Genomic DNA, 22,505 nt, shown 5'->3' with positions numbered 1-22,505 from the left:
ATGCTTGACGATGCGACGATCGAGGCCATTGCCGACGAACTGGTGGAAGCCGGGCGCAGCCGGACGCCGGTTCCGCGGTTGACTGCCCGCTATCCGGATATGACGGTGGAGGACTCCTACGCTGTCCAGCAGCTGTGGCGGCGCCGCAACGAGGAAGCCGGGCGGACTCTGGTGGGGCGCAAGATCGGCCTCACCTCCAAGGCGATGCAGGCAGCCACCGGGATCACCGAACCCGATTACGGAGCCATCTTCGATGACATGGTGCTGGAGACCGGCTGTTCGGTCGAGTGGGACAAGTACACCCACCCGCGCGTCGAGGTCGAGCTTGCGTTCGTCCTGAAAAATGGGCTGAAGGGTCCCGGCTGCACCATCTTCGACGTTCTGAACGCCACTGACTACGTGGTCCCGGCCCTTGAGATCCTGGATTCGCGGATCGAGATGGAGAGCAGGACCATCGTGGACACCATCTCGGACAACGCCGCAATGGGCGCCATGGTGGTGGGCGGCCGTCCGGTGAAACCAGACGCCGTCGACCTCCGCTGGGTCTCCGCCATCCTTTACAAGAACCAGACCGTGGAGGAGACCGGCGTCGCGGCCGGCGTGCTCGACCACCCCGCGGCCGGCGTGCACTGGCTGGCCAATAAGATCGCGGCCCACGGCGACGCGTTGAGGGCCGGCGACATCATCCTCGCCGGTTCCTTCACCCGGCCTCTGTGGGTTCACAAGGGCGACACCATCCACGCCGACTATGGACCGCTCGGAGCCGTGACATGCCACTTCCACTAGACGCCACCTTCCGCGACAAGCTGGCCGCATCGGACCGTCCGCTGGCAGGTATGTGGGTGTGCTCCGGGAGTCCGCTGGTCGCCGAGCTCTGTGCGGGGGCCGGTTTGGATTGGCTCCTCATCGACGCCGAGCACAGCCCCAACGGGCTCGAATCCATCCTCGCCCAGCTCCAAACGATTCATGGGTATCCGGTGTCCACCATGGTGCGGCCGCCGGTGAACGACACAGTGCTGATCAAGCAGTACCTGGACCTCGGCGTACAGAACCTACTTATTCCGATGGTTCACTCCGTAGCCGAAGCCGAAGCAGCCGTAGCGGCCACGCGCTACCCGCCCGAGGGGGTGCGCGGAGTCGGCTCAGCACTTGCCCGCGCTGCCCGCTGGAACCGGGTCCCGGACTACCTCGCACACGCCGGTGAAACAGTGAGCGTGACAGTGCAGATTGAGTCAACGGCCGCCGTCGATTCCGTGAAGGACATTCTTCAGGTCGACGGGGTGGACGCAATCTTCGTCGGCCCCTCCGACCTCGCCGCCTCCATGGGCCTGCTCGGTCAGCAGGAGCACCCAGAGGTGCGTGCCGCCGTCGAACACTGCCTTGAAGCAGCGAAGAAGGCTGGAAAACCGGCCGGGGTGAATGCCTTCAATCCCGACACTGCCCGCCACTATTTGAAGAGTGGGGCCAGTTTCATCCTGGTGGGCGCCGACGTCGCGCTGCTGGCCCGCGGATCGGAGGCCCTTGCGGCGCAATTCATCCCGGCACCGGGCGACGACGACGGCGCCTCCCCCAAAAGCTACTGACCTTAGGCAACTCGCTACCCGGACAGGTGGTTGGGAAGCTTGCTCCCCGGCGCCCGGCACCGGATCTCAAGAAGTTCCCGAGCGTGCGCCGCGAGTTGCTTGTCCTCGTCGGAGACCGGAACCCACTGCGGTACCGGCACCGCGGTACCCGTCTCATCCCGAGCCACCATCACCGTGAGGCAGTAGGTGGTTAGGGGCATGTCGCGTCCAGTGGGCTTCCCCGAGCGCACGTGCACCGCAATGTGCATGCCCTTGTTCCCCGTGTAGACCAGGCGTGCCTCCACCTCGACTAGATCGCCGATCAACAGCGGCCGGTAGAAGCGCACGCCACCTGAGAAGACAGCCACGGTGTCCTGGCCGCAGTAGCGGGTGGCGCAGATGTAGGCGGCTTCGTCGATCCAGTCCATGACCGTTCCGCCGTGGACCTTGCCGCCCCAGTTCACATCCGTCGGTGCAGCGAGGAAACGGAGGGTGACGCGCTCGGCGGTTCCGGCGTCGGTGTATTCCTGCCCGCCCATTGCGGCGACGATCTCATCCCGGACCTCAATCCGGGCAACCGCCTGGTCCCGGAGGTCGAGCTCCTCAGGCGTCGCCGGTTCGAACTGCGCAACCGGCACAGGCTTGCCGTCCGGGCCGACGGCAACGAAGATCACGAGGCACTGGCTGCGCATCGTCGCCTCGCCACCCTTGACGTCCCCCGAAGACACCACAGTGCGGATGTGAAGAGAGGACCTTCCGGTGTAAACGATGGTCGCTTCGACCTCGACCATGTCGCCGACGTTGACCGGATCGGCGAAGTGGATGTTGCCTACGTACGCCGTCACGCAGTAACTCTTGGCCCAACCAACCGCGGCCGCGTAAGCCGCCTTGTCCACCCATTCGAGCACCGTCCCGGCGTCAACGGAGCCACTGTGCCCGAGGTCGGTTGGCGCCGCAAGAAACCGGAGCGTCACCGAATGCGGGTTGGGTCGGGCGGCCGTTTCGACGCGTCCTTGCGTCTCGTTTTCCATGGTTTCACGCTAGCCGAACCTGGAAATTTTGCGCATTTGTGGCGGCTTCACGACGCCCGGGCCCACCGCAGCTGCGCAAAATTTCCCGATGGGGAAGCGGGGAAATTCCGACGGAATTCTCAGGTTGCGGGTGTAGCGTGACGCGCAGGACCCCATCCCAGAACCACCACCAAAACGAGGAAGTTTGCAATGACTCGTACAGGGCGAAAATCATGGCGTCAGTGGACACCGGCAGCAGTTGCCGCCGGGGCGGTCGGCGCCGCAGCGCTGGTGGCCCCCTTCAGCGCCAATGCGGCCGTTGACCTTCCTGACAAGACCGCCGCCGAAGTTCTCGCGCTGGTTCAGGAGAAAGACGTTGACGCGTTCTCCGGCACCGTGGAGCAAAGCTCAAACCTCGGCCTTCCGGACCTCTCCGCTCTCGGCGCGGCCGGCGGCGGGATGAGCCCTGGCGGCGGCACAACAGGAACAAATAACGACGACGGCGGCGAACCCTCCCCGGCCAGCGCCGCCATGGAACTCATCACCGGTTCCCACAGCGCCCAGGTCTTCGTCAACGGTCCTGATCAGGCCCGCCTGCAGGTGCTCGATCCGCTTGAGGAACGCAACGTCGTCCGCAACGGCGATGACCTCTGGTACTACAACTCGGACGAGAATGAGGCTTTCCACGCGACACTTGAGGACCATGAAAAGCCCGACGGCGCCACCTCCGCCCCGAATGACGTCGCCGCCCACTTCCTCGAGAAGATCGACCCGTCCACCGAAGTGACCGTCGGCTCGGACCGCATGGTCGCCGGGCGTGCCGTCTACGATCTCGTCCTAACTCCACGCTCCACCGAGACCCTCGTGGGTTCGGTCAGCATCGCGGTTGACGGTGAAACCGGCCTTCCGCTCGGCGTCACGGTGGCAGCCGCCGGCAGCAGCGATCCGGCGTTCAATTCCACTTTCACCGACATCAGCTACGAGGAACCGTCAGCAGACCTGTTCGCCTTCACCCCGCCTGAGGGCGCGACGGTCACCGAGGTGGATCCCGGCGAACATAAAGCCGAACACCAGCGCGAGCACGCTGATAAGGAAGCTGCAGCGGCAGAGAAGCCGACCGTGGTCGGCGAGGGTTGGGACGCCGTCGTCATTGTTCCTGCCGGGCAACAGGAGATTCCGCCGGAACTGATGCAGCTCAGCACACAGGTCAACGGGGGTCAGCTCCTCTCCACAGCGCTGGTGAACGTCCTCATCACTGATGACGGCCGCATCCTCGCCGGCTCAGTGACCGTTGAACGCCTGCAGGCAGTAGCTTCCGGGCAGTGAGCGGGGCCGCCGACCTCGTCATCGAGACAGCAGGCCTAACCAAACGGTTGGGCGGCCGGGACGTGGTCAACGGCATCGACCTCGCCGTGCCACGGGGATCCGTGTTCGGATTCCTCGGCCCCAACGGTTCCGGCAAGACCACCACTATCCGGATTCTGCTCGGCCTCGCGTCCGCCACGTCCGGGGACGTCCGGGTGCTCGGCGAATCCATCCCGCGTGCGCTGCAGGAGGTGCTTCCCCGGGTCGGCGCGCTCGTGGAGGGTCCGGGTTTCTATCCCTTCCTGTCCGGGACGGCGAACCTCCTTCGCCTCGACGCCGCTGACCGCTACGTCTCCCCCTCCACCCGCCGGCAGCGCGTCGAGACGGCGCTTGAGCGGGTGGGGCTCTCGCAGGCCGCCGGCAAGAAGGTGGGCCGCTACTCGCTCGGCATGAAACAGCGCCTCGGCATCGCCAACGCGCTCCTCACCCACCGCGACCTCATCGTCCTCGACGAGCCCACCAACGGCCTCGACCCGCAGGGAACCCGCGAAGTCCGGCACCTCGTGCGCTCCCTCACCGAGGAGGGAACCACCGTGTTCGTCTCGAGCCACCTGCTCACGGAGGTCGAGCAGATTTGCTCCCACGCCGCGGTGCTCAGCGCCGGCTCGCTCGTGGCTCAGGGCAGCCTGGATGAGTTGCGCCGCTCCGGCGAACCTCGCATTCGCGTGACCACCCCTGATGTGCCGCAGACGCACGATGTGCTCCGCCGGTTGGGAACAACCCCGGACGACGACGGCGCCACCCCCGGCGCGCACAGCGTCACCGCACTGCTTCCGGCGGGGCTGGCACCGGACCAGGTGGTGCGTGCGCTGGTAGAGGCGGACGTGCGGGTGAACGGTTTCAGCGTGGATCAGGCTGGCCTTGAGGATCTGTTTGTTGCGCTCACCGGAGAGGGGTTCGACGTTGTCCAGTAGCACAACCGCTGCTGCCCCCCGCAAGAGTGCCGGCGGCCGCTTTCTGGCGTCCGAACTGTCCGTTCTCTTCCGCCGCCGCCGCACGTGGGCGCTGCTAGCCGCTCTTGCCGCGATACCGGTGCTGATCGCCGTGGCCGTCAGGTTGTCCTCGGGACCGTCGCCGGGGCGGGGGCCCGCCTTCCTCGATCAGGTGAGTCAGAACGGTCTGTTCGTCGCCGTCGTCGCGACCATCGTTGCGATTCCGCTGTTCCTGCCGCTCACCGTCGGGGTGGTCGCCGGTGATACCGTCGCGGGCGAGGCGAGCACCGGCACGCTGCGGTACCTGCTCATGTCTCCCGTGGCGCGCGGGCGACTGTTGGCAGTGAAGTATGTGGGCGCCGTCGTCTTCTGCCTGGCGGCCACATTCACCGTGGCGATCGTGGGCACGCTCATGGGAGCGCTGCTGTTTCCGGTCGGGCCGGTGACCCTGCTGTCCGGCACCAGCATCGGTGTGCCGGAAGCGCTGCTGCGCATTGCCCTGGTGTGCCTTTACGTGACACTGTCGCTGCTGGGACTGTGCGCCGTCGGGCTTTTCATGTCCACTCTCACCGACGTTCCGGTGGGCGCGATGGCTGCGACCGTGGTGGCCTCGGTGGTCAGTCAGGTGGTGGGGCAGCTACCGCAGCTGGAGTGGATCCACCCGTGGCTGCTCACGCAGTACTGGCTGGGTTTCGCGGACCTCCTGCGGGACCCAATCGTGTGGGACTCGTTCGCCGCGAACGCCCTGCTTCAGGCCGGGTACGTAGTGGTGTTCGGTGCCCTTGCGTATGGCCGATTCAGCACCAAAGACGTGCTGGCGTAAGCCCCCTGCGATCAGGCTACGGCCGCTCAGCCCGCCAGGCTTCAATCTCGGCGAGAAGTTCCCTACGCCGCAGGTCCGTGATGAACGCGGAACGCACGGAGTTGGCGGCAAGCTGCGCGAGCTGGTCGTCATCGAAACTGAAGACTGACTGCAGCTGGGTGAAGTTGTCGTCCACATATCCGCCGAAGTAGGCCGGATCATCCGAGTTCACCGAAACGTTCAACCCCCGTTCCAGCATGCGGGGCAGGGGATGATCGGCAAGGGTATCGACAGCTCGCAGACGCACGTTCGACAGCGGGCAGACCGTGAGCGGTGTGTGCTCGGCGGCAAGCCTTTCCACCAGTTCCTCGTCCTCCATGCACCGGATGCCGTGATCGATCCGCGACACCTTCAACAGATCGAGCGCCTCCCGGATGTACTCCGGCGGTCCTTCCTCTCCCGCGTGCGCAATGCACTTCAGCCCGGCCTCATGCGCCCGATCGTAGAGGTCAACGAAGTCACGCGGCGGGTAGCCCACTTCCGCTGAATCGAGCCCGATCCCGATGATCGGAGCATTCATCGCCAGCAACTGTTCAAGCACGGCGAGCGCTTCCTCGGCCGGCTCATCGCGCAGAAACGCAGCGATGAGTTCAGTGCTGATGCCGAATTCTTCCTCGCTGCCCGCAAGCGCCGACGCGACTCCGTTCACGCAGGTGGCCAGCGAGATACCACGGGAGAGGTGTGCCTGCGGATCCAGCATGATTTCCGTGTGCCGGACGCCCGCCGCGGAGGCGCGGGACAGGTAGGCGCGCGTCATGTCCGCGAAGTCCTGTTCGGTCTGCAGGACGGCCATGTTCTCGTAGTACAGATTCAGGAAGCTCTGCAGATCGGCGAACTGGTACTGCCTGCGCAGCTCCTCAACGTCCGCGTAAGGCAGCTCAATACCGTTTCGCTCCGCGAGTGCAAAGATCAGCTCGGGTTCGAGCGTTCCTTCAATATGCAGGTGCAATTCGGCCGTGGGCAATGCAGACATAACGCTCTTCCTGTTCGGGTACGCGGGCGGAGCAGCCCTGAGGACCCGAGCATAGCGCCCGCGCGGCAGGCGGTGACGGTAGCGCCGTGCGCACCATGGGTGAAAGGATCGCACCCATGATGGAAAATGCCGCTGACCCTGCCCGAACGCACGACGACGGTGACCCCCGCGAGGCGGTCCTCGCACCGACACCACACGCAGGTCACGCGGAGAACATCCGCGAGGAGCAGGGAACTCACGCGGCGGGCGCCGTTCCACCGGCCTTCGTTGGCGGCGCCGAACCCGGAGACAAACCGGAAGACGCCGCCGACAACTCAGGCCACTGGGACGAAATGGGTCGGGAAAACCCTGCCAGGGAGCCCGGCGACGAAGAAAGCTAGACCAGTGCGCCGTCCAGGACGGTCACTGCAGTGTCCTTCGAACGGTGGTCATAGCGGAAGGTGACCACGCCGCCGTCGTGCTGGAGTACGTGGTTTGCACCGTTGCTGATGCCGAATGCACCGTAGTTCTCTTCCCAGGAGCGGTCGATGGCGACCTTGTACTCGTAGGTGCCGGCGGGCAGTTGCGCAGTCAGTTCCCAGCTCTGCGATACGGGGCTGTAGGCCATCTGCACCTGATCGGCTGCCGGTGCCCAGTCTTCTGCTCCGAGGCGGTGGCCGAAGTTACCGGCGAGCGCCACGGCACCCGGCGCGGCCGCGTAGCGGGCACCCTCCTCGGTGGTGGTCCAGCCGGTGCGGCCCTTGATGATGAAGCCCTCCTTGACCAGCGCGGCAGTTGCCGCGGACAGCCGCTTCACGCCGCGGGCAACGCCGCCGCTGAGCACTTCGCTTTCCCACTCGCTGAGCGGCACGCGGGCAACCGCTGCTGCGAGCACGTCGGCGCCCTTCACCGGGGTGCCGGGCTGTTCGGCCAGGATCTGGACGATGGCCTTCAGGCGTGCTGCTGTGTTGTCTTGGGCGCTCATGTGTGGACCTCTCAAATTTGCTTTACTTCCAACAAAATTTTGACAGTGGATCCTCCGAATGACCGTGAGCCACGCAGGGAGCACCGCCCCGTGTCGAAATGTTTCTCATGATGCCCTCATGGAGGACAGCTACGGTGACTTCGAAGCACCTCGCGAAAGGCACGCATGCAACAGGAAATGACCAGCTCCGAGCAACACGAGACACGCCCGGAGCTCCAGTGGCAGCGCATTCGTTTCTGGCGCTCAGCCCTGCTGCTCGGTATTCCTGTGGCGATCCTCAGCCTGGCGAGCGGGTTGCTCTTCTTCGCGCTCGAGAAGTCGACGGCTGAAACCTTCGACGACATCCACTTCTGGTTCTACTTCTTCGACGTCGGCCGCGAAATCAATGTGCCTACGTGGTTCAGCTCCGGGCTCTGGATTGTCGCCGGCGTCATGGCCGGGTTCTTCTCCCGCCGAGCAGTGGCCCACCGGCGCTCCTGGGTGCTCTTCGCCGTCGTCTGCGTGATCTTTTCCATCGACGAGATGCTTGAACTGCACGAGCGCCTCGACACCATCGGTCACGAGCTGGCCGCATTCCTGCCGTTCGATCTCGGCTTCGTCTGGGTCATTCCCGGCGCGATCATTGCCCTCGCAATTGTTCTGGCTCTGACACGCCTGGTCTTCTCCCTGCCGGTAGGCGTACGCAACGGGCTGCTGTTGGCGGGCGCCGTATTCGCGGGCGGTGGAATGGGCGTCGAAACACTCGCCGGCCTGAGCGTCGCCGCGCACGGAATGACGCCGGAGTTCTTCGTGCTGACCCTCATCGAGGAGACGTGTGAAATGGCAGGCATTGTGCTGTGCGTTGCGGCTCTCGCTCACCTGGTCGAGTACAAGAGGTACGACGGCGGAGTCGCCTACCGCTTGGCCCCGCGGAGTTAGGCCTGCTTCCATAACATTTCCGCCACATGGAAAAGATATTTCAGTAAACCTATGGCGTAAGTCACAGGGCACTGCTAACGTCGTACAACGAAGCCAAAGGCGGGCTCCCAACCGGAGCTATCTACCAGGTGGACCTGCAAATCCCCATACCCCGCAGCAGTCTGGTCGCAGAACGCCGCTGATCCTTGGCGCCCGTGGACTCGAGTGATTGCTGCCCCACGTTCGGGAGTATCACCGTGAATACCACCACCAAAGAAGAGCAGTTCCTCTCCAAGGCAATTTCCCTGGCAACAGACAACGTCCACAATTCCGGCGGCCCGTTCGGAGCACTCATTGTGACGTCGGACGGCCGGGCCTTCGAAGGAGTCAACCGGGTTACCGCCAACAATGACCCGACGGCGCATGCCGAAGTCATGGCAATCCGCAACGCCTGCGCATCCCTCGAAACGTTCGATCTCTCCGGCAGCACCCTCTACACCAGCTGCGAGCCGTGCCCGCTTTGCCTTTCGGCCGCGCTCTGGGCACGGGTTGACGCCGTCGTCTTCGCAGCCGACCGCAACGACGCCGCCAAGGCCGGATTCGACGACGCCGTGTTCTACGACTATTTCGCCACGCCCGTGGAGAAGCGATCGATGCCGGTGCGTCAGTACCTAATGACTCCCTCGGCAACGGTCACAGCTTCCTCACCGTTCGACGCGTGGAGCACTCTCGCCGCGCGCGTGGATTACTAGGGAGAACGCCATGGCAATCCTCACCGAAACCGGCGGCCACCCCGAGCCCAGAGGTTCCCGCTCAGTCCGCCGGCCCGTACAACCCGGCATGCCCAGCCCGCTCGACAAGTTCTTCAAGATCACCGAACGCGGTTCGACGAACAGCCGCGAGGTCCGTGGCGGCTTCGTCACTTTCTTCACGATGGCGTACATCGTCATCCTGAACCCGCTGATTCTCGGCGGCTTCAGCCCCGACGCCGCTGCCCTCGACGTCGAGGGCGGCTGGCTTCAAGCCACGCAGATTGCCGCCGTCACCGGGTTGACCGCCGGCGTCATGACCATCCTTTTCGGCGTGGTGGCGAACCTGCCCTTCGGCATCGCCGCGGGGCTGGGAATCAACTCGTTCCTCGCCGTTTCGGTGGTCGGTGATGTCACCTGGCCCGAAGCCATGGGGCTGGTGGTCATCAACGGCCTGCTTATTGTCCTGCTCGCTGTGACCGGAGCGCGAACTGCCATTTTCAACGCAGTACCGCGGCAGCTGAAGGCCGCGATCACCGTGGGCATCGGCCTGTTCATCGCCTTCATCGGCTTCGTGGACTCCGGCTTCGTGACCCGTACGGCCGGCGGCCCTCCCGTTCAAATGGGCGACGGCGGCTCCATCACCACCGTGCCGACCCTCGTCTTCATCATCGGCCTGGTGACGATGGGCATCCTGATCGCCCGGAAAGTCCAGGGCGGACTCCTCATCGGCATTATCGTCACCACGGTCATCGCGATCATCGTCGAGATGTCGTTGCGCCTCGGCGCCGGCGGGCCGGACAACCCCGCTGGGTGGCACCTCAATGCGCCGGTCATCCCCTCCAACATTGTTTCCCTGCCTGACTTCAGCCTGGTGGGCGCGTTTGATCTCTTCGGAGCGTTCGACCGCATCGGCATCCTCGCTGCGACCATGCTGGTGTTCACTCTCGTGTTCACCAATTTCTTCGACGCGATGGGCACCATGACCGGACTGGCCAAGCAGGCGGGCCTGACTGACAAGCGCGGCAACTTCCCGCGCCTGAAGTCCGCTCTGGTGATCGAGGGTGTGGGTGCGGTTGCCGGCGGTGCAACATCGGCCTCGTCCAACACCGTGTTCATCGACTCCGCCTCCGGAATCGGCGAGGGCGCACGAACCGGCCTCGCCTCCGTGGTGACCGGATCGCTGTTCCTGGCGGCCATGTTCTTCACGCCGCTGACCGCGGTGGTGCCGCTGGAGGTGGCGGCGGCAGCTCTCGTCGTCGTCGGCGCCATGATGGTGGCGCAGATCCGCGAGATTGACTTTCGGAACTTCTCCGTTGCGCTGCCGGCGTTCCTTACCATCGTGACCATGCCGCTGACCTACTCGATTGCCAACGGCATCGGTGCCGGGTTCATCAGCTGGGTCATCATCCGGGCGTCCTCCGGGAAGGCCCGCAAGATCCACCCGCTGCTCTGGGTGGTGGCAGCCGGGTTCCTCGTGTATTTCGCCCGCGGTCCGATCACCATCTGGATGGGCGGGTAACCGTCCCCCTGCCTTGAACCGGTCTAGGCTTGCCCCGTGGAACTGAGCTTCAAGGGAGAGATTTGGTACTGGAGAGGTCCGGCGCCGTATCACTTTGTTACGGTGCCGGACCTTCAGTGCGTGGAGGTCCGGGCGGTGTCGAAGATCGTCAGCTACGGCTGGGGAATGATTCCCGCGTCGGTGACAATCGGTGGTACCACCTGGACCACGTCGCTGTTTCCGAAGAACGGCGGCTACATCGTCCCGATCAAGGACTTTGTCCGGAAGGACGAGCAAATCGACGACGGCGACACGGTGACGGTTGCGCTGTCGATTGACGCCTGACGAGCTGACGTCGAGCACGTCCAGCGCTTACAAGCCCCGCTGACTCGGCTTGGACTTTACGTCGCGCCGGGCTGCACCCTCCGATTTGGTTGAGTCGATGAAGGTGAAGAAAGCCGCCGCAACAGATCCGCCGCCACACTTACCGCGATGACAGCCGGAGCCTTCCCCGTCACCTCCGGCAACCCGATCGGACACTGGATCCGCCCGATCGCTGGCTCGGCATACCCCTCCGCCGCCAGCTTCTGCCGGAACCGCGACCACTTCGCCTTCGAACCGATCAGCCCAACACTGCCCAGGTCCCCGCGCCGCAGCGCGGCATCACACAGCAGGAAATCCTCGGAGTGATCGTGGCTCATGATGAACACGTGCGCACCGGCCGGCAGTTCGCCCAGGAACGAGTCCGGCACCGGCGTATGCACCGGGTGCACGGACGCCACACCTGAGGTCACCTCGGCCAGCCGCTCCGGCAGCAACTGTTCCGCCCGGCTATCCACCAGGTACAGATTCATCGGCAGCCGCGAGAGCACCCGCCCGAGCTCGTACCCAACATGCCCGACACCAAACACCGCCACAGTGGGCAACGACAGGAACGGCTCAAGCAACACCCGGACCTTCCCGCCGCAGCATTGCCGACCATGCTGCGTCACCGCATGCTCGCTGAGCGAAAACTCGACGTTCTCGGCAGCTGAAACGCCGCCCGCCATCATCTCCCGCGCCCGGTCGATCACGGTCGTTTCAAGGTTCCCGCCGCCCACCGTTCCCCAGGTGGACGACGCCCCGACGAGCATCTTCGCCCCGACCTCCCGGGGCGAATGCCCTCGCACCTCAGACACGGTCGCCAGCACCCCCGGTTGGCCCGAGGACCTCAGGCGCTGCAAAGCCTCCAACCAGTCCATGTCACTGCGCTGAACGCGGAGCGGAGGCGACGAGGTCACCCGAGGAGGAGGAGGACGACGACGGCGCGGACACCCGCTCAATCGCCCAGAACACGGCTTCCGGAGTGGCCGGGCTGGCCAGGTCCACCTCACAGTTCCCCGGCCCGAAGGCGGCAACCGCCTCCCTAAGGGCCTCACGCACGCTGAATGCCAGCATCAACGGGGGTTCACCGACAGCTTTCGAGCCATAGACGACGCCGCTCTCGGTCGCCCGCTCAAACAAGTGAACGTTGAACTCCTCCGGCATCTCCGAGAAGCTCGGCAGCTTGTAGGTGCTGGCGGACTGCGTGGTGATTCGCCCGCGGTTGGGCCCCTCGGACGCATCCCAGCGCAGGTCTTCGAGCGTGAGCCAGCCGGCACCCTGCACGAAGCCACCCTCAATCTGCCCGACGTCGATCATCGGCGAGAGACTGTCACCGACGTCGTGCACTATGTCTGTGCGCAGCTGCCGGTAGGCACCCGTGAAGCGATCCACTTCCACCTCGGCGAGCGCCGCGCCGTAGCTGAAGTACTTGAACGGTTCGCCCTGCATGCGGGAGCTGTCCCAGTGCAGACCCTCGGTCCGGTAGTACCCTGCCGCCCACAGGGAAACCCGCTGGAAGTACGCATCGCGCGCCAACTCCGCAAATGTCATCGCCGAATCGTGGAAGCCGATGCCGGTGACCTTGCCGTCGTCGAACCGGACATCGTCCGGGTGGATGTTCAGCTTCCGAGCGGCGACTTCCGCCAGCCGTGAGCTGATCTGCTCGCACGCGTTCTTGATCGCACCGCCGTTGAGGTCCGCTCCGGAGCTGGCCGCCGTCGCCGACGTGTTGGGCACCTTGTCCGTCCGCGTCGGCGCCAGCCTCACCGAGGACAGGGGCACCCCCAGTGCCGTCGCAGCCACCTGCCGCATCTTGGTGTGCAGGCCCTGGCCCATTTCGGTGCCGCCGTGGTTGATCAGCACCGACCCGTCCTTATACACGTGCACCAGCGCGCCGGCCTGGTTGAATGCGGTGAGGTTGAAGGAGATGCCGAACTTCACCGGGGTCATGCCGAGCGCCCGCTTTACATTCGGGTGCGTGGCATTGAACTTCGCGATCTCTTCTCGGCGCCGGGCAATATCAGCCCGGTCAGTCAGCGACTGCCAGACAGCCTGAAGCCGCTCGGCGTGCCGCACCGGCTGCCCATACGGCGTGCTCTGGCCCGGCTCGTAAAAATTACGACGACGAAGCTCACTCGGATCGAGCCCCAACAACGGCGCGCACCGGCCAAGCAAATCCTCAATCACGAGCATCCCCTGCGGACCACCGAAGCCGCGGAACGCGGTCTGTGAGGTTTTGTTGGTCTTCGCGATCCGGCCGTTCACCTCGATGTTCGGGATGTAATACGCGTTGTCGATGTGGCACAGCGCGCGCTGCAGCACGGGTTCCGAGAGGTCAAGGCTCCACCCGCCGTCGCTCGTGAGGGTGGCCTTCAGCGCCTGGAGGCGACCGTCGTCGTCGAACCCTACCTCCCAGCGCGCGTGGAAGGGGTGTCGCTTCCCGGACATGGTGATGTCCTGGGTGCGGTTCAGCCGCAACCGGACAGGCCGCCCCGTGAGGGTGGCACCGAGCGCCGCAATGGCCGCCCAGCCGTGCGGCTGCATCTCTTTGCCGCCGAATCCGCCGCCCATCCGGAGGCACTGCACGGTGACGTCGTGGCTGGACAGGTTCAGCACATGCGCAACGATTTCCTGCGTCTCCGAAGGGTGCTGGGTGCTGCACTGCACGAACACCTGGCCGGCCTCATCGATGTACGCGAAGGACGCATGGGTCTCGAGGTAAAAATGCTCCTGCCCGCTGAACTGGAACTCGCCGCTGAACCGGTGCGCCGCGTTCTCGAGCGCCTTGTCCGGCTCACCGCGGGCAACAGTCGGGCGGTTCCCCTGGAAGCTCTCGGCCGCGATGGCTTCCTCGACGGTGATCAGCGACGGCAACGTCTCGTAGTCGACCTCCACAGCTTCCGCCCCGAGCCGCGCCGCTTCCAGCGACTCCCCCAGCACCCAGCACACGGCGTGGCCGTAGAACATCACTTCGCTGGGGAAGAGCGGTTCGTCGTGCTTGATGCCGGCGTCGTTGACGCCCGGAACGTCCGACGCCGTCAGTACCCTGACCACGCCCGGAACCTCCAGCGCGGGCTCGGTGCGCAGGCCGACGATGCGGGCGTGGGCGTGCGGCGCCTGAACCGGCCAGGCATGCAGGACGTTGGAATTGCGGACAATCAGGTCATCCGTATATAGAGCCGTACCGGTGACATGGGCGGCGGCGCTTTCGTGGGATACGGAAACACCGACCACAGGGTTTACGGGGCGTTCCGACAGTGACTTCACTTGGCCGCCTCCAGCTCTTCAGCGTTCTCGGCATGGAATCTCAGCAGCGCCTGCCTCAGCATTGCCGAACGGTAGAGCGAGCTTGCCCGCATGTCATCGATCGGCGTTCCTTCACCCGCCATGACGACGGCGGCAGCCGCCACCGTGTCGGACGTCCAGGGTTGACCGATCAGCGCCTCTTCCGTTGCCAGGGCGCGGATCGGCGTCGCTGCCACACCGCCCAGCCCGATGCGTGCAGAACGTACGACCCCGTCGCTGAGCTGCAGCGCGATGGCCACTGAGACACTGGAAATGTCGTCGAAGCGCCGCTTCGCGATTTTGTAGAAGGCGGTGCTTTCGGCGAGCGGCAGCGGGATGCGGATGGCGCGCAGCATCTCGTGTGGCTTGCGGACGCTCTGGCGGTAGCCGGTGTAGTACTCGGACAACGGAACTTCCCGCTCCCCGTCTGTGGAGGAGAGGGCCACCCTCGCGTCCAACGCCAGGAATACCGGCGCGGAGTCGCCGATGGGTGAGCCGGTCGAAAGGTTTCCGCCGAAAGTGGCAGCGTTACGGATCAGGCGGGAGGCGAACTGCGGGAAAAGGTGACCCAGCAGCGGGATCCGGCCGTCGAGCGCTCGCTCAACTTCGGAAAGTGTCAGTGCGGCACCGATCTCGATGGAATCGGCGTCGAACGTCAGCCCCCGGAGCTCCTCAAGCCGGTCGATGGCGAGGACCAGCGGCGGGCGGGAATGCCGCAGATTGACTTCAACGCCAAGGTCCGTGGCGCCGGCAACCAGCTTCACGTCCGAACTGTCGCGGAGCGTCTGGTGCACCTCGTCGAGCGAGTGCGGGCGAACGAACTCCGCCTCACCGCTGATCCGTGTGTGCTTTGCAGCGGGAGCCGGTCGGTTCTGGCGGTCCAACAACGGATCCGAGCCCAGGGGTGCCTCCAACGCGTAGGCTGCGTCGCGGATCGGTCGATAGCCCGTGCAGCGGCACAGGTTGCCGCTGAGTGCATGCAGGTCGAATCCGTTGGGGCCGCATTCGTGGTCGGTTGCGTGCTCTTCACCGACGACGGCGGTTCCTGTTTCCCTGTCTTCCTGCGCGGGCGAACGCTCCGGTCGGTAGTACTCGGCAGCCATCGAGCAGACAAATCCGGGGGTGCAGTAGCCGCACTGCGAGCCGCCGCGGTCTGCCATTTCGCGCTGTACCGGGTGAAGGTCCTCCGGTGTACACGCATCGGAGACGTTTCCGAGCCCCTCGGCGGTGATGATCTCCTGGCCGTCGAAGGCCAGTGCCGGTGGGAGGCACGCATTGACCGAGGTCCACCGGCTGCGATCAGCTCCGTCAGGGCGGGCTACGAGGACCGCGCAGGCGCCGCACTCCCCCTCGGCGCAGCCTTCCTTCGATCCCGTGAGCCCTTCGTCCCGCAACCAGTCGAGTAATCGAGTGTGGGGATTCGTTCCGCTGCAGTCCCGGACTTTGCCGTTGACGGTTACCTTGATTCCGTCCATCATTCACGCTCCCGTATGAACCGGACCGACGCGCCAACCGAACTGTCTGAAGCGTGTCAAACTGTTCGTTACGTAGTTTCGGTGTGATCTAGCGTACACCCTCCGCACGGAACTTTGTTTCCACGATGCGGGAGAGAGGCGAACTGAATCTTGAACACCATTCATCTTGGCGAGGCGGGAGAAAGTCGACTTCGGCTGGCGCGCCTCCGAGAGGCAGTGGCGGCGACATCCAGCGCTTGCGCCGCAGGCCACGAAGGCGAGTCCGACCTGTGGGAGCGTACTGAATTGGCTGATGCAGAGAAGGTGGGGCTCGGATGACAGGCTCCGCTCAACATCAGCTGCAATCCACGTCAGAGTAGACCTCTATAAGGCGGGTTGGAGCATCCGGATAACCCGACTCCGCCAACTCGGAACGCACCGCGGCCCTGACGACCTCAACATAGGCAAGACCTTCGAGCCGCTGCCCGGGGATCGGTCGGTCGTCCGACTGTGAGTCGAGCAGGATCTCTTTCCACTCTTCAAGCTCGGCCGTGGATACTACAGCGTCTGTCAGAGCCCGACCGGCGACGTCGGAGGCTTCATCAGGTACCTCTTCGACCAACGGCTCGAGCCACCATCGGGCAGCACATTCGCCGCCTTGTACGGCGAAGACCTCTTCCCGCTCCGGCGCGCCACGGGCAAGGCTGCAACCAGAAAGCATTCCAACGCACACCAGGGCAACAGCACAACCTGCAACAAGCTTCCCCATGCAGCGACTCTAGTGTGATCCGCGTCCCACCCGGAATAGTTGCCCCGGCAACCGCGCTTTCTACAGTGAAAAGCTTCCGCGAAAGGACCCTACGCATGCTGTTCTCCCCGATGACCCTTGGCGAGCTCAAACTGGCCAACCGCCTGGTGATGGCACCCCTCACCCGCTGCCGCTCCGGGGAAGACGGCGTTCCGGGACCCATCGTCGTCGAACATTACCGGCAGCGTGCATCGCTCGGTCTGATCGTCAGCGAGGGGACCTACCCAAGCCATGCAGGCCAAGGTTTTCCGGGTCAGCCCGGGCTCGTGACGGACGAGCAAATCGAAGGCTGGTCAAAGGTGACCGACGCTGTTCACGCCGAGGGCGGCCGCATTTTCGCCCAGGTCATGCACGCCGGACGCGTTACGCACCCGGACACCAATGGTGGGCGGACCGTCGTCGGCCCTAGCGCCATTGCGATCGACGGCATGACCCGCACCTACAAGGGCAAGCAGCCTTACCCGGTCCCCCACGCGCTCACCGAAGCCGAGATTCCGGGCGTTGTGCAGGAGTTTGTCCAGGGCTCCCTCAATGCAATCAAGGCAGGTTTCGACGGCGTTGAGCTGCATGGTGCCAACGGTTACCTCCTGCACGAATTCCTCTCCCCCGCGGCGAACCAGCGCGACGACCAATACGGCGGCTCACCGGAGAACCGCGTCCGGTTCGTCGTCGAGGTGGTCAAGGCCGTCGCCGAAGCCGTGGGGGCCGAGAAGGTGGGCCTCCGCATTTCTCCCGAGCACAACGTCCAGGGCGCAACCGAACTGGACCACGAGGACCTCCGCCGCACCTACTCCCTGTTGACGAAGGCCATCTCGCCACTCGGGCTGGCGTACCTCAGCGTCCTGCATAAGGAGCCTGCCGGGGAACTGGTGAGCGAGCTGCGCGGACAGTTCAAGGGCGCGTTCCTGCTCAACACAGGCTTCAGCATCATGACCACCCGGGACGAGGCAATCTCACTGATCGAGAACGAGCTTGCTGACGCCGTCGTCGTCGGCCGTCCGGCCATCGCAAATCCGGACCTGGTGCACCGCTGGAAGGAGAACCTGCCGGTCAACGAACCGGACATGGCCACCTTCTACACCAGCGGTGCCGAGGGATACACCGACTACCCCGCCTACCAGCCGGCATGATCCCGTAAGGGGAACTGCAAACAAGACGGGCAGAGTCATGGACTCGCGGAACTGCTCTGGATAGGCTTCACGTTAGGTCTCCTAAGCAGATGGGTCACGCCATATGGCTGGTACCAGGGACCGTCGGTCATGACGAAGCCAAGCATCCTGACGGTAGACGACGATCCGCAGGTTTCCGCGGCGGTCGCCCGGGACCTCCGCAGCAGGTATGGGCCCGAGTTCAGGATCCTGCGGGCGTCGTCGGGCACTGAAGCGCTGGAAGTCCTCGGCAAGCTGGCACTGCGGGATCAGTCGGTCGCGCTGATCGCAGCAGACCAGAGGATGCCACGGATGACCGGGATCGAGCTGCTGGAGCGCGCCCGGCCGCATGCACCGGGAGCAAAGCAACTTCTGTTGACGGCGTATGCGGACACTGATGTGGCCATCAGGGCTATCAACGACATCGGACTCGACTACTACCTGCTCAAACCCTGGGATCCGCCTGCAGAACGGTTGTATCCCGTGGTAGACGACCTGCTGGATGACTGGCGCCGGGCCAATCCGGATCACACTTCCGACGTGCGCGTTGTCGGCGCACGATGGTCTGACCGCAGCCACGAAATCAAGACCTTCCTCGCCCGCAACTACGTGCCCTACCGCTGGCACGACATCGAGCGCGACGCAGAGGCCGCGCGCCTGCGAGTCCTTGCTGAAGCGACGCCGGCGGATCTGCCGCTGGTACTCCTGCCGGACGGTACGGTGCTCCGGTCTCCCTCAACCCTCGACCTGGCCTCCGCCCTGGGTTTGCGCACTCGCGCGGACCGTCCGCTCTACGACGTCTGCATCGTCGGGGGCGGGCCTGCGGGTCTCGCGTCTGCTGTCTACGCCGCCTCTGAGGGACTCAGTACCGTGATCGTCGAGCGCGAGGCGCCCGGTGGGCAGGCCGGCCAGAGCGCCGCCATCGAAAACTATCTCGGTTTCCCGAAGGGCTTGAGCGGCTCCGACCTCACCCAGCGTGCCATGGCGCAGGTGTCCCGGTTCGGGGCGGAGGTGGTACTCGCTAACGACGTCGTGGGTTTCGAATCCCGGGGCCAGGTGCGCGCCGTGCTGTTTGGCTCCAGGGACATCGAGGCACGAGCGCTCATCATCGCAACCGGGGTGTCCTACCGTCGGCTTGAAGCTAAAGGAGTGGAGACGCTCAGCGGACGAGGCGTCTACTACGGCGCGAACGCGAGCGAAGCCAGCCAGTGCGAGGGCGACGACGTCTACGTGGTTGGCGCAGCGAACTCTGCCGGACAGGCCGCGCTGAACCTGGCCCGCTTCGCGCAACGGGTAGTGCTCGTGGTCCGGTCCGGCACCCTTGAGGCGACGATGTCCTCCTACCTCATTCAGCGCATCACCTCCTCCCCCACCATTGAGGTCCGCTACCGAAGCGAGGTGACGGCTGTTCGCGGGGACGGGCACCTGGAATTCCTTGAAATCGAGGACAGGGACACCGGGCTGACGGAGGAGGTCGCTTCAAGCTGGCTTTTCATCTTCATTGGCGCCTCACCGCGCACGAGCTGGCTTGGCGACGACGTCGTTCGCGACAGCAGAGGCTTCGTGGTCACTGGGCATGACCTGCTCAACCCCGGTCATCCCCAGCGCTGGCCGTTGACGCGGGCGCCGTTCGCGCTCGAAACCAGCGTCCCCGGCGTCTTCGCTGCCGGAGATGTGCGGCTCGACTCAATGAAACGGGTGGCATCAGCTGTCGGCGAGGGTGCCATGTCCGTCTATTTGGTGCACCGGTATCTGGGGACAATTTGATGGACGTCAACGAGCTCCGGGGAATCAGCCTTTTCAACGGCCTCAACGACTCACAGCTCGCTGAGCTCATTGATGCCGGGACCGAAGTTCCCATCGAACCCGGCAGCAACCTGTTCGAGGAGGGTGAGCCAGCGGACTTCTGGTGGGTGCTGCTCGAGGGCGCCCTTCAGCTGGTGCGCCATGTCGGCCGGGAGGACACCGTCGTCGGGAAAATGGACGTGCCGGGGCGCTGGGCCGGCGGATTCCGCGCCTGGGACCAGAGCAGCGTCTACCTCGCCACCGGACGCGGAAGCGTGGAAGGGCGGGTTCTTCGCGTGCCCGCGACGGGGTTGCGGGTGCTCTTCGAAGCGTGGTTCCCCTTCGGCGTTCATTTTATCGAGGGCCTGTACGGGACGGCGCGCCGGATCGAATCAACGGTACGGCAGCGGGAAGCGCTGGCCACGCTCGGCACTCTTGCCGCCGGCCTCGCGCACGAGATCAACAATCCCGCCGCCGCGGCGAGCCGCGCGGTGGATGCCCTGGACGAGACATCCCAAACGCTGCTGGCATCCGTTGGCCGCCTGACGCACACAGGCATCACATCGGAACAGTTCTTCGGGCTGGAAGCCTTGCGTGAGGAAATCACGACGACGGCGGCCGCTCCCGATGCGCTCGCCCTCGCCGACCAGGAGGACCTCCTGATCGACTGGCTCTCTGAGCGGAAGGTGGAACGCGACTGGCTGATCGGCCCGACGCTCGCCGCCACAGGGGCCGACCTGGAGTGGTGTACCCGTGCGGAGTCGTTGTTTCCGGAACGGGCCCTTGAGCCGGCCCTGGAATGGGTGGCTGCGACCGTGTCCATGGAGAAGCTGCTTGCGGAAGTTCGTGAATCCACGCGCCGGGTCTCGGAACTGGTCGCAGCGGTCCGGTCGTATTCCCAAATGGACCGGGGCTCCCGGCAGAACACCGATGTAGTCGAGGGCCTCGAAAGCACCCTGGTGATGCTGGGTCACAAGCTGCGCGGCGGCGTCGAAATCATCCGCGAATACACAGCGAACCTGCCCGCCATCGACGCCTACCCGGGTGAGCTGAACCAGGTGTGGACCAACCTCATCGACAACGCAGTGGACGCCATGGAAGGCGTCGGCACCCTGCGCGTTGCGACCCTCAGCGACGGAGCCGGGGTTGCCGTCGAGATCGGCGACACCGGCCCTGGCCTCGCGCCCCCGATCGCGAAGCGGGCTTTCGAGGCCTTCTACACGACGAAGGACGTGGGCAAAGGGACGGGGTTGGGCCTGGACATCGCGCGGCGGATCGTCGTCGAACGGCACGGAGGATCGATCGACTTCGAGTCCGTGCCCGGCAGGACGGTGTTTCGGGTGCGGTTACCGCTGGTCCAGGCCTGACTCAGGGGCGCTTCAGCTACAGGAGAGGTAGGACTTCTCCGCGTCGGTCTGGCCGCTGCTGTGGAAGACTGCTGGCATGGAGGCCCCACCGCGCGACTATGACCTCGTCCTTTTCGGCGCGACCGGCTTCGTCGGTGAACTGATCGCCGGATATCTTGCGGACCATGCTCCGCCGGACCTGCGCGTGGGGCTCGCCGGAAGGTCGAGAGTGAAGCTCGAGGCCGTACGGTCCAGACTGCCCGTCACCGCACACAACTGGGCCCTCATCGAGGCCGACTCGGATCACCCGGACTCGCTCGCTGCGCTGGCCGCGGGCACCAGGGTTCTCTTCACCACGGTGGGTCCCTACGCGAAGTACGGACTGCCCGTCGTCGAGGCGTGTGCCCGCGCCGGCACCCACTACGGGGATTTGACGGGCGAGGTGTCCTTCGTCCGTGAAGCTACCGACCGTTGCGACACCCTGGCAAGGACTACCGGTGCACGGATCGTCCATGCGTGCGGCTATGACTCCGTCCCGTCTGACCTCGCAGTGCTCCTCCTACACCGCACCGCGGAGGCCGACGGCGCGGGCGGACTGACCGAGGTGCAGCTCGTCGCCAGGGCGAAGGGTGGCTTCAGCGGCGGCACCATCGAGTCGATGCGTGGGCAGCTCGACGGCATGCGGTCGGACCCTGTACTGCGATCACTCGCCGGCGATCCCTACTCCCTCAGTCCGAGCCGGACGGCGGAGCCCTCGACCCGGCAGCCGGCCGACCTGGGGTGGGTCGGCCGTGCGGAAGACGGCCTGTGGACCGCGCCCTTCATCATGGCGTCAGTGAACTCGCGGATCGTGCGTCGCAGCAATGCCCTGAAGGGTTGGGCCTACGGTCGGTCCCTGCGGTACGGCGAGGTGATGGGTATGGGGCGGCGGCCCTCCGGCGCCGTCATCGCCGGAGCGACGGCGCTCGGCCTACGGGTGTTCGGAGCCGCACTGGCCCTACCTTTCACGAGAAAGCTAATGGACCGCGTCCTTCCGCCTCCCGGTGCGGGCCCGAGCGAGACCGCGCGGCGCGCAGGCTGGTTCCGTTCCCGGGTGACTGCTTCCACGGAGAGCGGCCGGCGGTATCGTGCCGTCGTAGCCGGACCCGGCGACCCGGGATACGCTGCCACCGCCGTAATGGCCGGGGAGACAGCGCTCTCACTTGCCCTCGACGGCGACCGCCTGCCGCCCGCGGCAGGATCGCTGACCCCGGCGACCGCCCTCGGCGACGTCCTGGTTGAGAGGCTGCGCGCGGCAGGCCATACCTACGAGGTCATTTCCCTCACCTGGGAGGAAACAAGCGACCCGTAGAGGAGTGCCGACATCATTGCTGTGCGGGTGTAGCCGGTCATGGGCCGGTTGACGTTGCGAAGCGGGGCGCATTATCCGTAGGAATCTCAATGATGTTGTCAACGGACTATTTGGCCTGCTGGCAGGGTGTCCCGACCAGTTGTAGCCGGG

The 22,505-nt window shown here is 65.1% G+C and carries 21 protein-coding genes; 14 read left to right on the top strand and 7 right to left on the bottom strand.

The annotated features are described in order from the left end of the window. Together hpaH and Q0877_RS14765 are read left to right on the top strand one after the other, a co-directional pair. Positions 1-786, top strand: coding sequence for a 2-oxo-hept-4-ene-1,7-dioate hydratase (gene hpaH, locus Q0877_RS14770; RefSeq protein WP_299169167.1), 786 nt, complete (start codon positions 1-3; stop codon positions 784-786). After that, positions 771-1,583: an HpcH/HpaI aldolase/citrate lyase family protein gene (locus Q0877_RS14765; protein WP_299169165.1), complete on the top strand. Its 813-nt coding sequence runs from the start codon at positions 771-773 to the stop codon at positions 1,581-1,583. The genes hpaH and Q0877_RS14765 overlap by 16 nt, the downstream gene beginning before the upstream one ends. 14 nt (positions 1,584-1,597) lie before the next feature. Here the strand turns inward: Q0877_RS14765 and Q0877_RS14760 are convergent, their stop codons facing one another. Then, positions 1,598-2,593 carry an acyl-CoA thioesterase gene (locus Q0877_RS14760; protein ID WP_299169162.1) on the bottom strand — a complete coding sequence of 332 codons (996 nt, stop codon included), beginning with the start codon at positions 2,591-2,593 and terminating at the stop codon, positions 1,598-1,600. 189 nt (positions 2,594-2,782) lie between these two features. Here Q0877_RS14760 and Q0877_RS14755 point away from each other — a divergent pair, with 189 nt between their 5' ends. The 3 genes from Q0877_RS14755 to Q0877_RS14745 are packed head-to-tail and all read left to right on the top strand — an operon-like array spanning position 2,783 to position 5,692. Beyond that, positions 2,783-3,898 (top strand): hypothetical protein, encoded by a 1,116-nt coding sequence (locus tag Q0877_RS14755; protein WP_299169160.1) that lies wholly within the window; start codon positions 2,783-2,785, stop codon positions 3,896-3,898. After that, complete coding sequence (locus Q0877_RS14750; protein ID WP_299169157.1) at positions 3,895-4,851, top strand: ABC transporter ATP-binding protein; 957 nt, start codon at positions 3,895-3,897, stop codon at positions 4,849-4,851. The genes Q0877_RS14755 and Q0877_RS14750 overlap by 4 nt, the downstream gene beginning before the upstream one ends. After that, complete coding sequence (locus Q0877_RS14745; RefSeq protein WP_299169154.1) at positions 4,841-5,692, top strand: ABC transporter permease; 852 nt, start codon at positions 4,841-4,843, stop codon at positions 5,690-5,692. The genes Q0877_RS14750 and Q0877_RS14745 overlap by 11 nt, the downstream gene beginning before the upstream one ends. A gap of 16 nt (positions 5,693-5,708) precedes the next feature. Here Q0877_RS14745 and Q0877_RS14740 read toward each other — a convergent pair whose 3' ends face one another. After that, positions 5,709-6,704, bottom strand: coding sequence for an adenosine deaminase (locus Q0877_RS14740; RefSeq protein WP_299169151.1), 996 nt, complete (start codon positions 6,702-6,704; stop codon positions 5,709-5,711). 116 nt (positions 6,705-6,820) lie between these two features. Between Q0877_RS14740 and Q0877_RS14735 the strand changes: the two genes are divergently transcribed. Beyond that, positions 6,821-7,084: a hypothetical protein gene (locus tag Q0877_RS14735; protein ID WP_299169148.1), complete on the top strand. Its 264-nt coding sequence runs from the start codon at positions 6,821-6,823 to the stop codon at positions 7,082-7,084. Here Q0877_RS14735 and Q0877_RS14730 read toward each other — a convergent pair. After that, positions 7,081-7,668, bottom strand: coding sequence for a hypothetical protein (locus Q0877_RS14730; RefSeq protein ID WP_299169145.1), 588 nt, complete (start codon positions 7,666-7,668; stop codon positions 7,081-7,083). The two genes, Q0877_RS14735 and Q0877_RS14730, sit on opposite strands and share 4 nt — an antisense overlap. 177 nt (positions 7,669-7,845) lie before the next feature. Here Q0877_RS14730 and Q0877_RS14725 point away from each other — a divergent pair, with 177 nt between their 5' ends. The 4 genes from Q0877_RS14725 (at position 7,846) to Q0877_RS14710 (ending at position 11,160) form a co-directional block, all read left to right on the top strand. Further along, the gene (locus Q0877_RS14725) at positions 7,846-8,586 is read left to right on the top strand and encodes a hypothetical protein (RefSeq protein ID WP_299169142.1); all 741 of its coding nucleotides are present in this window, start codon (positions 7,846-7,848) and stop codon (positions 8,584-8,586) included. A 236-nt stretch (positions 8,587-8,822) separates the two neighbouring features. Then, the gene (locus Q0877_RS14720; RefSeq protein ID WP_299169139.1) at positions 8,823-9,317 is read left to right on the top strand and encodes a nucleoside deaminase; all 495 of its coding nucleotides are present in this window, start codon (positions 8,823-8,825) and stop codon (positions 9,315-9,317) included. 10 nt (positions 9,318-9,327) lie between these two features. After that, entirely contained in the window at positions 9,328-10,836 is a 1,509-nt protein-coding gene (locus Q0877_RS14715; protein ID WP_299169136.1) for an NCS2 family permease, read from the top strand. Between the two features lie 36 nt (positions 10,837-10,872). Next, complete coding sequence (locus Q0877_RS14710) at positions 10,873-11,160, top strand: DUF1905 domain-containing protein (protein ID WP_299169134.1); 288 nt, start codon at positions 10,873-10,875, stop codon at positions 11,158-11,160. A gap of 56 nt (positions 11,161-11,216) precedes the next feature. Here Q0877_RS14710 and xdhC read toward each other — a convergent pair whose 3' ends face one another. From xdhC to Q0877_RS14690, 4 genes are all read right to left on the bottom strand, one after another. Then, positions 11,217-12,056 (bottom strand): xanthine dehydrogenase accessory protein XdhC, encoded by an 840-nt coding sequence (gene xdhC, locus Q0877_RS14705; RefSeq protein ID WP_299169133.1) that lies wholly within the window; start codon positions 12,054-12,056, stop codon positions 11,217-11,219. 1 nt (position 12,057) lies between these two features. Continuing rightward, positions 12,058-14,445, bottom strand: a complete 2,388-nt coding sequence (xdhB, locus tag Q0877_RS14700) for a xanthine dehydrogenase molybdopterin binding subunit (protein WP_299169132.1) — start codon at positions 14,443-14,445, stop codon at positions 12,058-12,060. Next, positions 14,442-15,938 (bottom strand): xanthine dehydrogenase small subunit, encoded by a 1,497-nt coding sequence (locus Q0877_RS14695; protein WP_299169217.1) that lies wholly within the window; start codon positions 15,936-15,938, stop codon positions 14,442-14,444. Before Q0877_RS14695 ends, xdhB begins: the two co-directional genes overlap by 4 nt. Positions 15,939-16,272: 334 nt before the next feature. Further along, entirely contained in the window at positions 16,273-16,686 is a 414-nt protein-coding gene (locus Q0877_RS14690; protein WP_299169130.1) for a hypothetical protein, read from the bottom strand. 95 nt (positions 16,687-16,781) lie between these two features. Between Q0877_RS14690 and Q0877_RS14685 the strand changes: the two genes are divergently transcribed. The 4 genes from Q0877_RS14685 to Q0877_RS14670 all read left to right on the top strand — a co-directional run bounded on the left by Q0877_RS14685 (position 16,782) and on the right by Q0877_RS14670 (position 22,355). Next, positions 16,782-17,855 carry an alkene reductase gene (locus Q0877_RS14685; protein WP_299169128.1) on the top strand — a complete coding sequence of 358 codons (1,074 nt, stop codon included), beginning with the start codon at positions 16,782-16,784 and terminating at the stop codon, positions 17,853-17,855. A gap of 129 nt (positions 17,856-17,984) precedes the next feature. Then, positions 17,985-19,640 carry an FAD-dependent oxidoreductase gene (locus Q0877_RS14680; protein ID WP_299169126.1) on the top strand — a complete coding sequence of 552 codons (1,656 nt, stop codon included), beginning with the start codon at positions 17,985-17,987 and terminating at the stop codon, positions 19,638-19,640. Next, positions 19,640-21,025, top strand: coding sequence for an ATP-binding protein (locus tag Q0877_RS14675; protein WP_299169125.1), 1,386 nt, complete (start codon positions 19,640-19,642; stop codon positions 21,023-21,025). Before Q0877_RS14680 ends, Q0877_RS14675 begins: the two co-directional genes overlap by 1 nt. Positions 21,026-21,101: 76 nt before the next feature. After that, entirely contained in the window at positions 21,102-22,355 is a 1,254-nt protein-coding gene (locus Q0877_RS14670) for a trans-acting enoyl reductase family protein (protein WP_299169124.1), read from the top strand. Positions 22,356-22,505: the final 150 nt, after the last annotated feature.

This window comes from uncultured Arthrobacter sp., from assembly GCF_947495145.1.
Classification (GTDB): domain Bacteria; phylum Actinomycetota; class Actinomycetes; order Actinomycetales; family Micrococcaceae; genus Arthrobacter_D.
The sequence above is the reverse complement of the archived record's forward strand: the minus strand, read 5'-3'. Positions and strand labels throughout refer to the sequence as shown.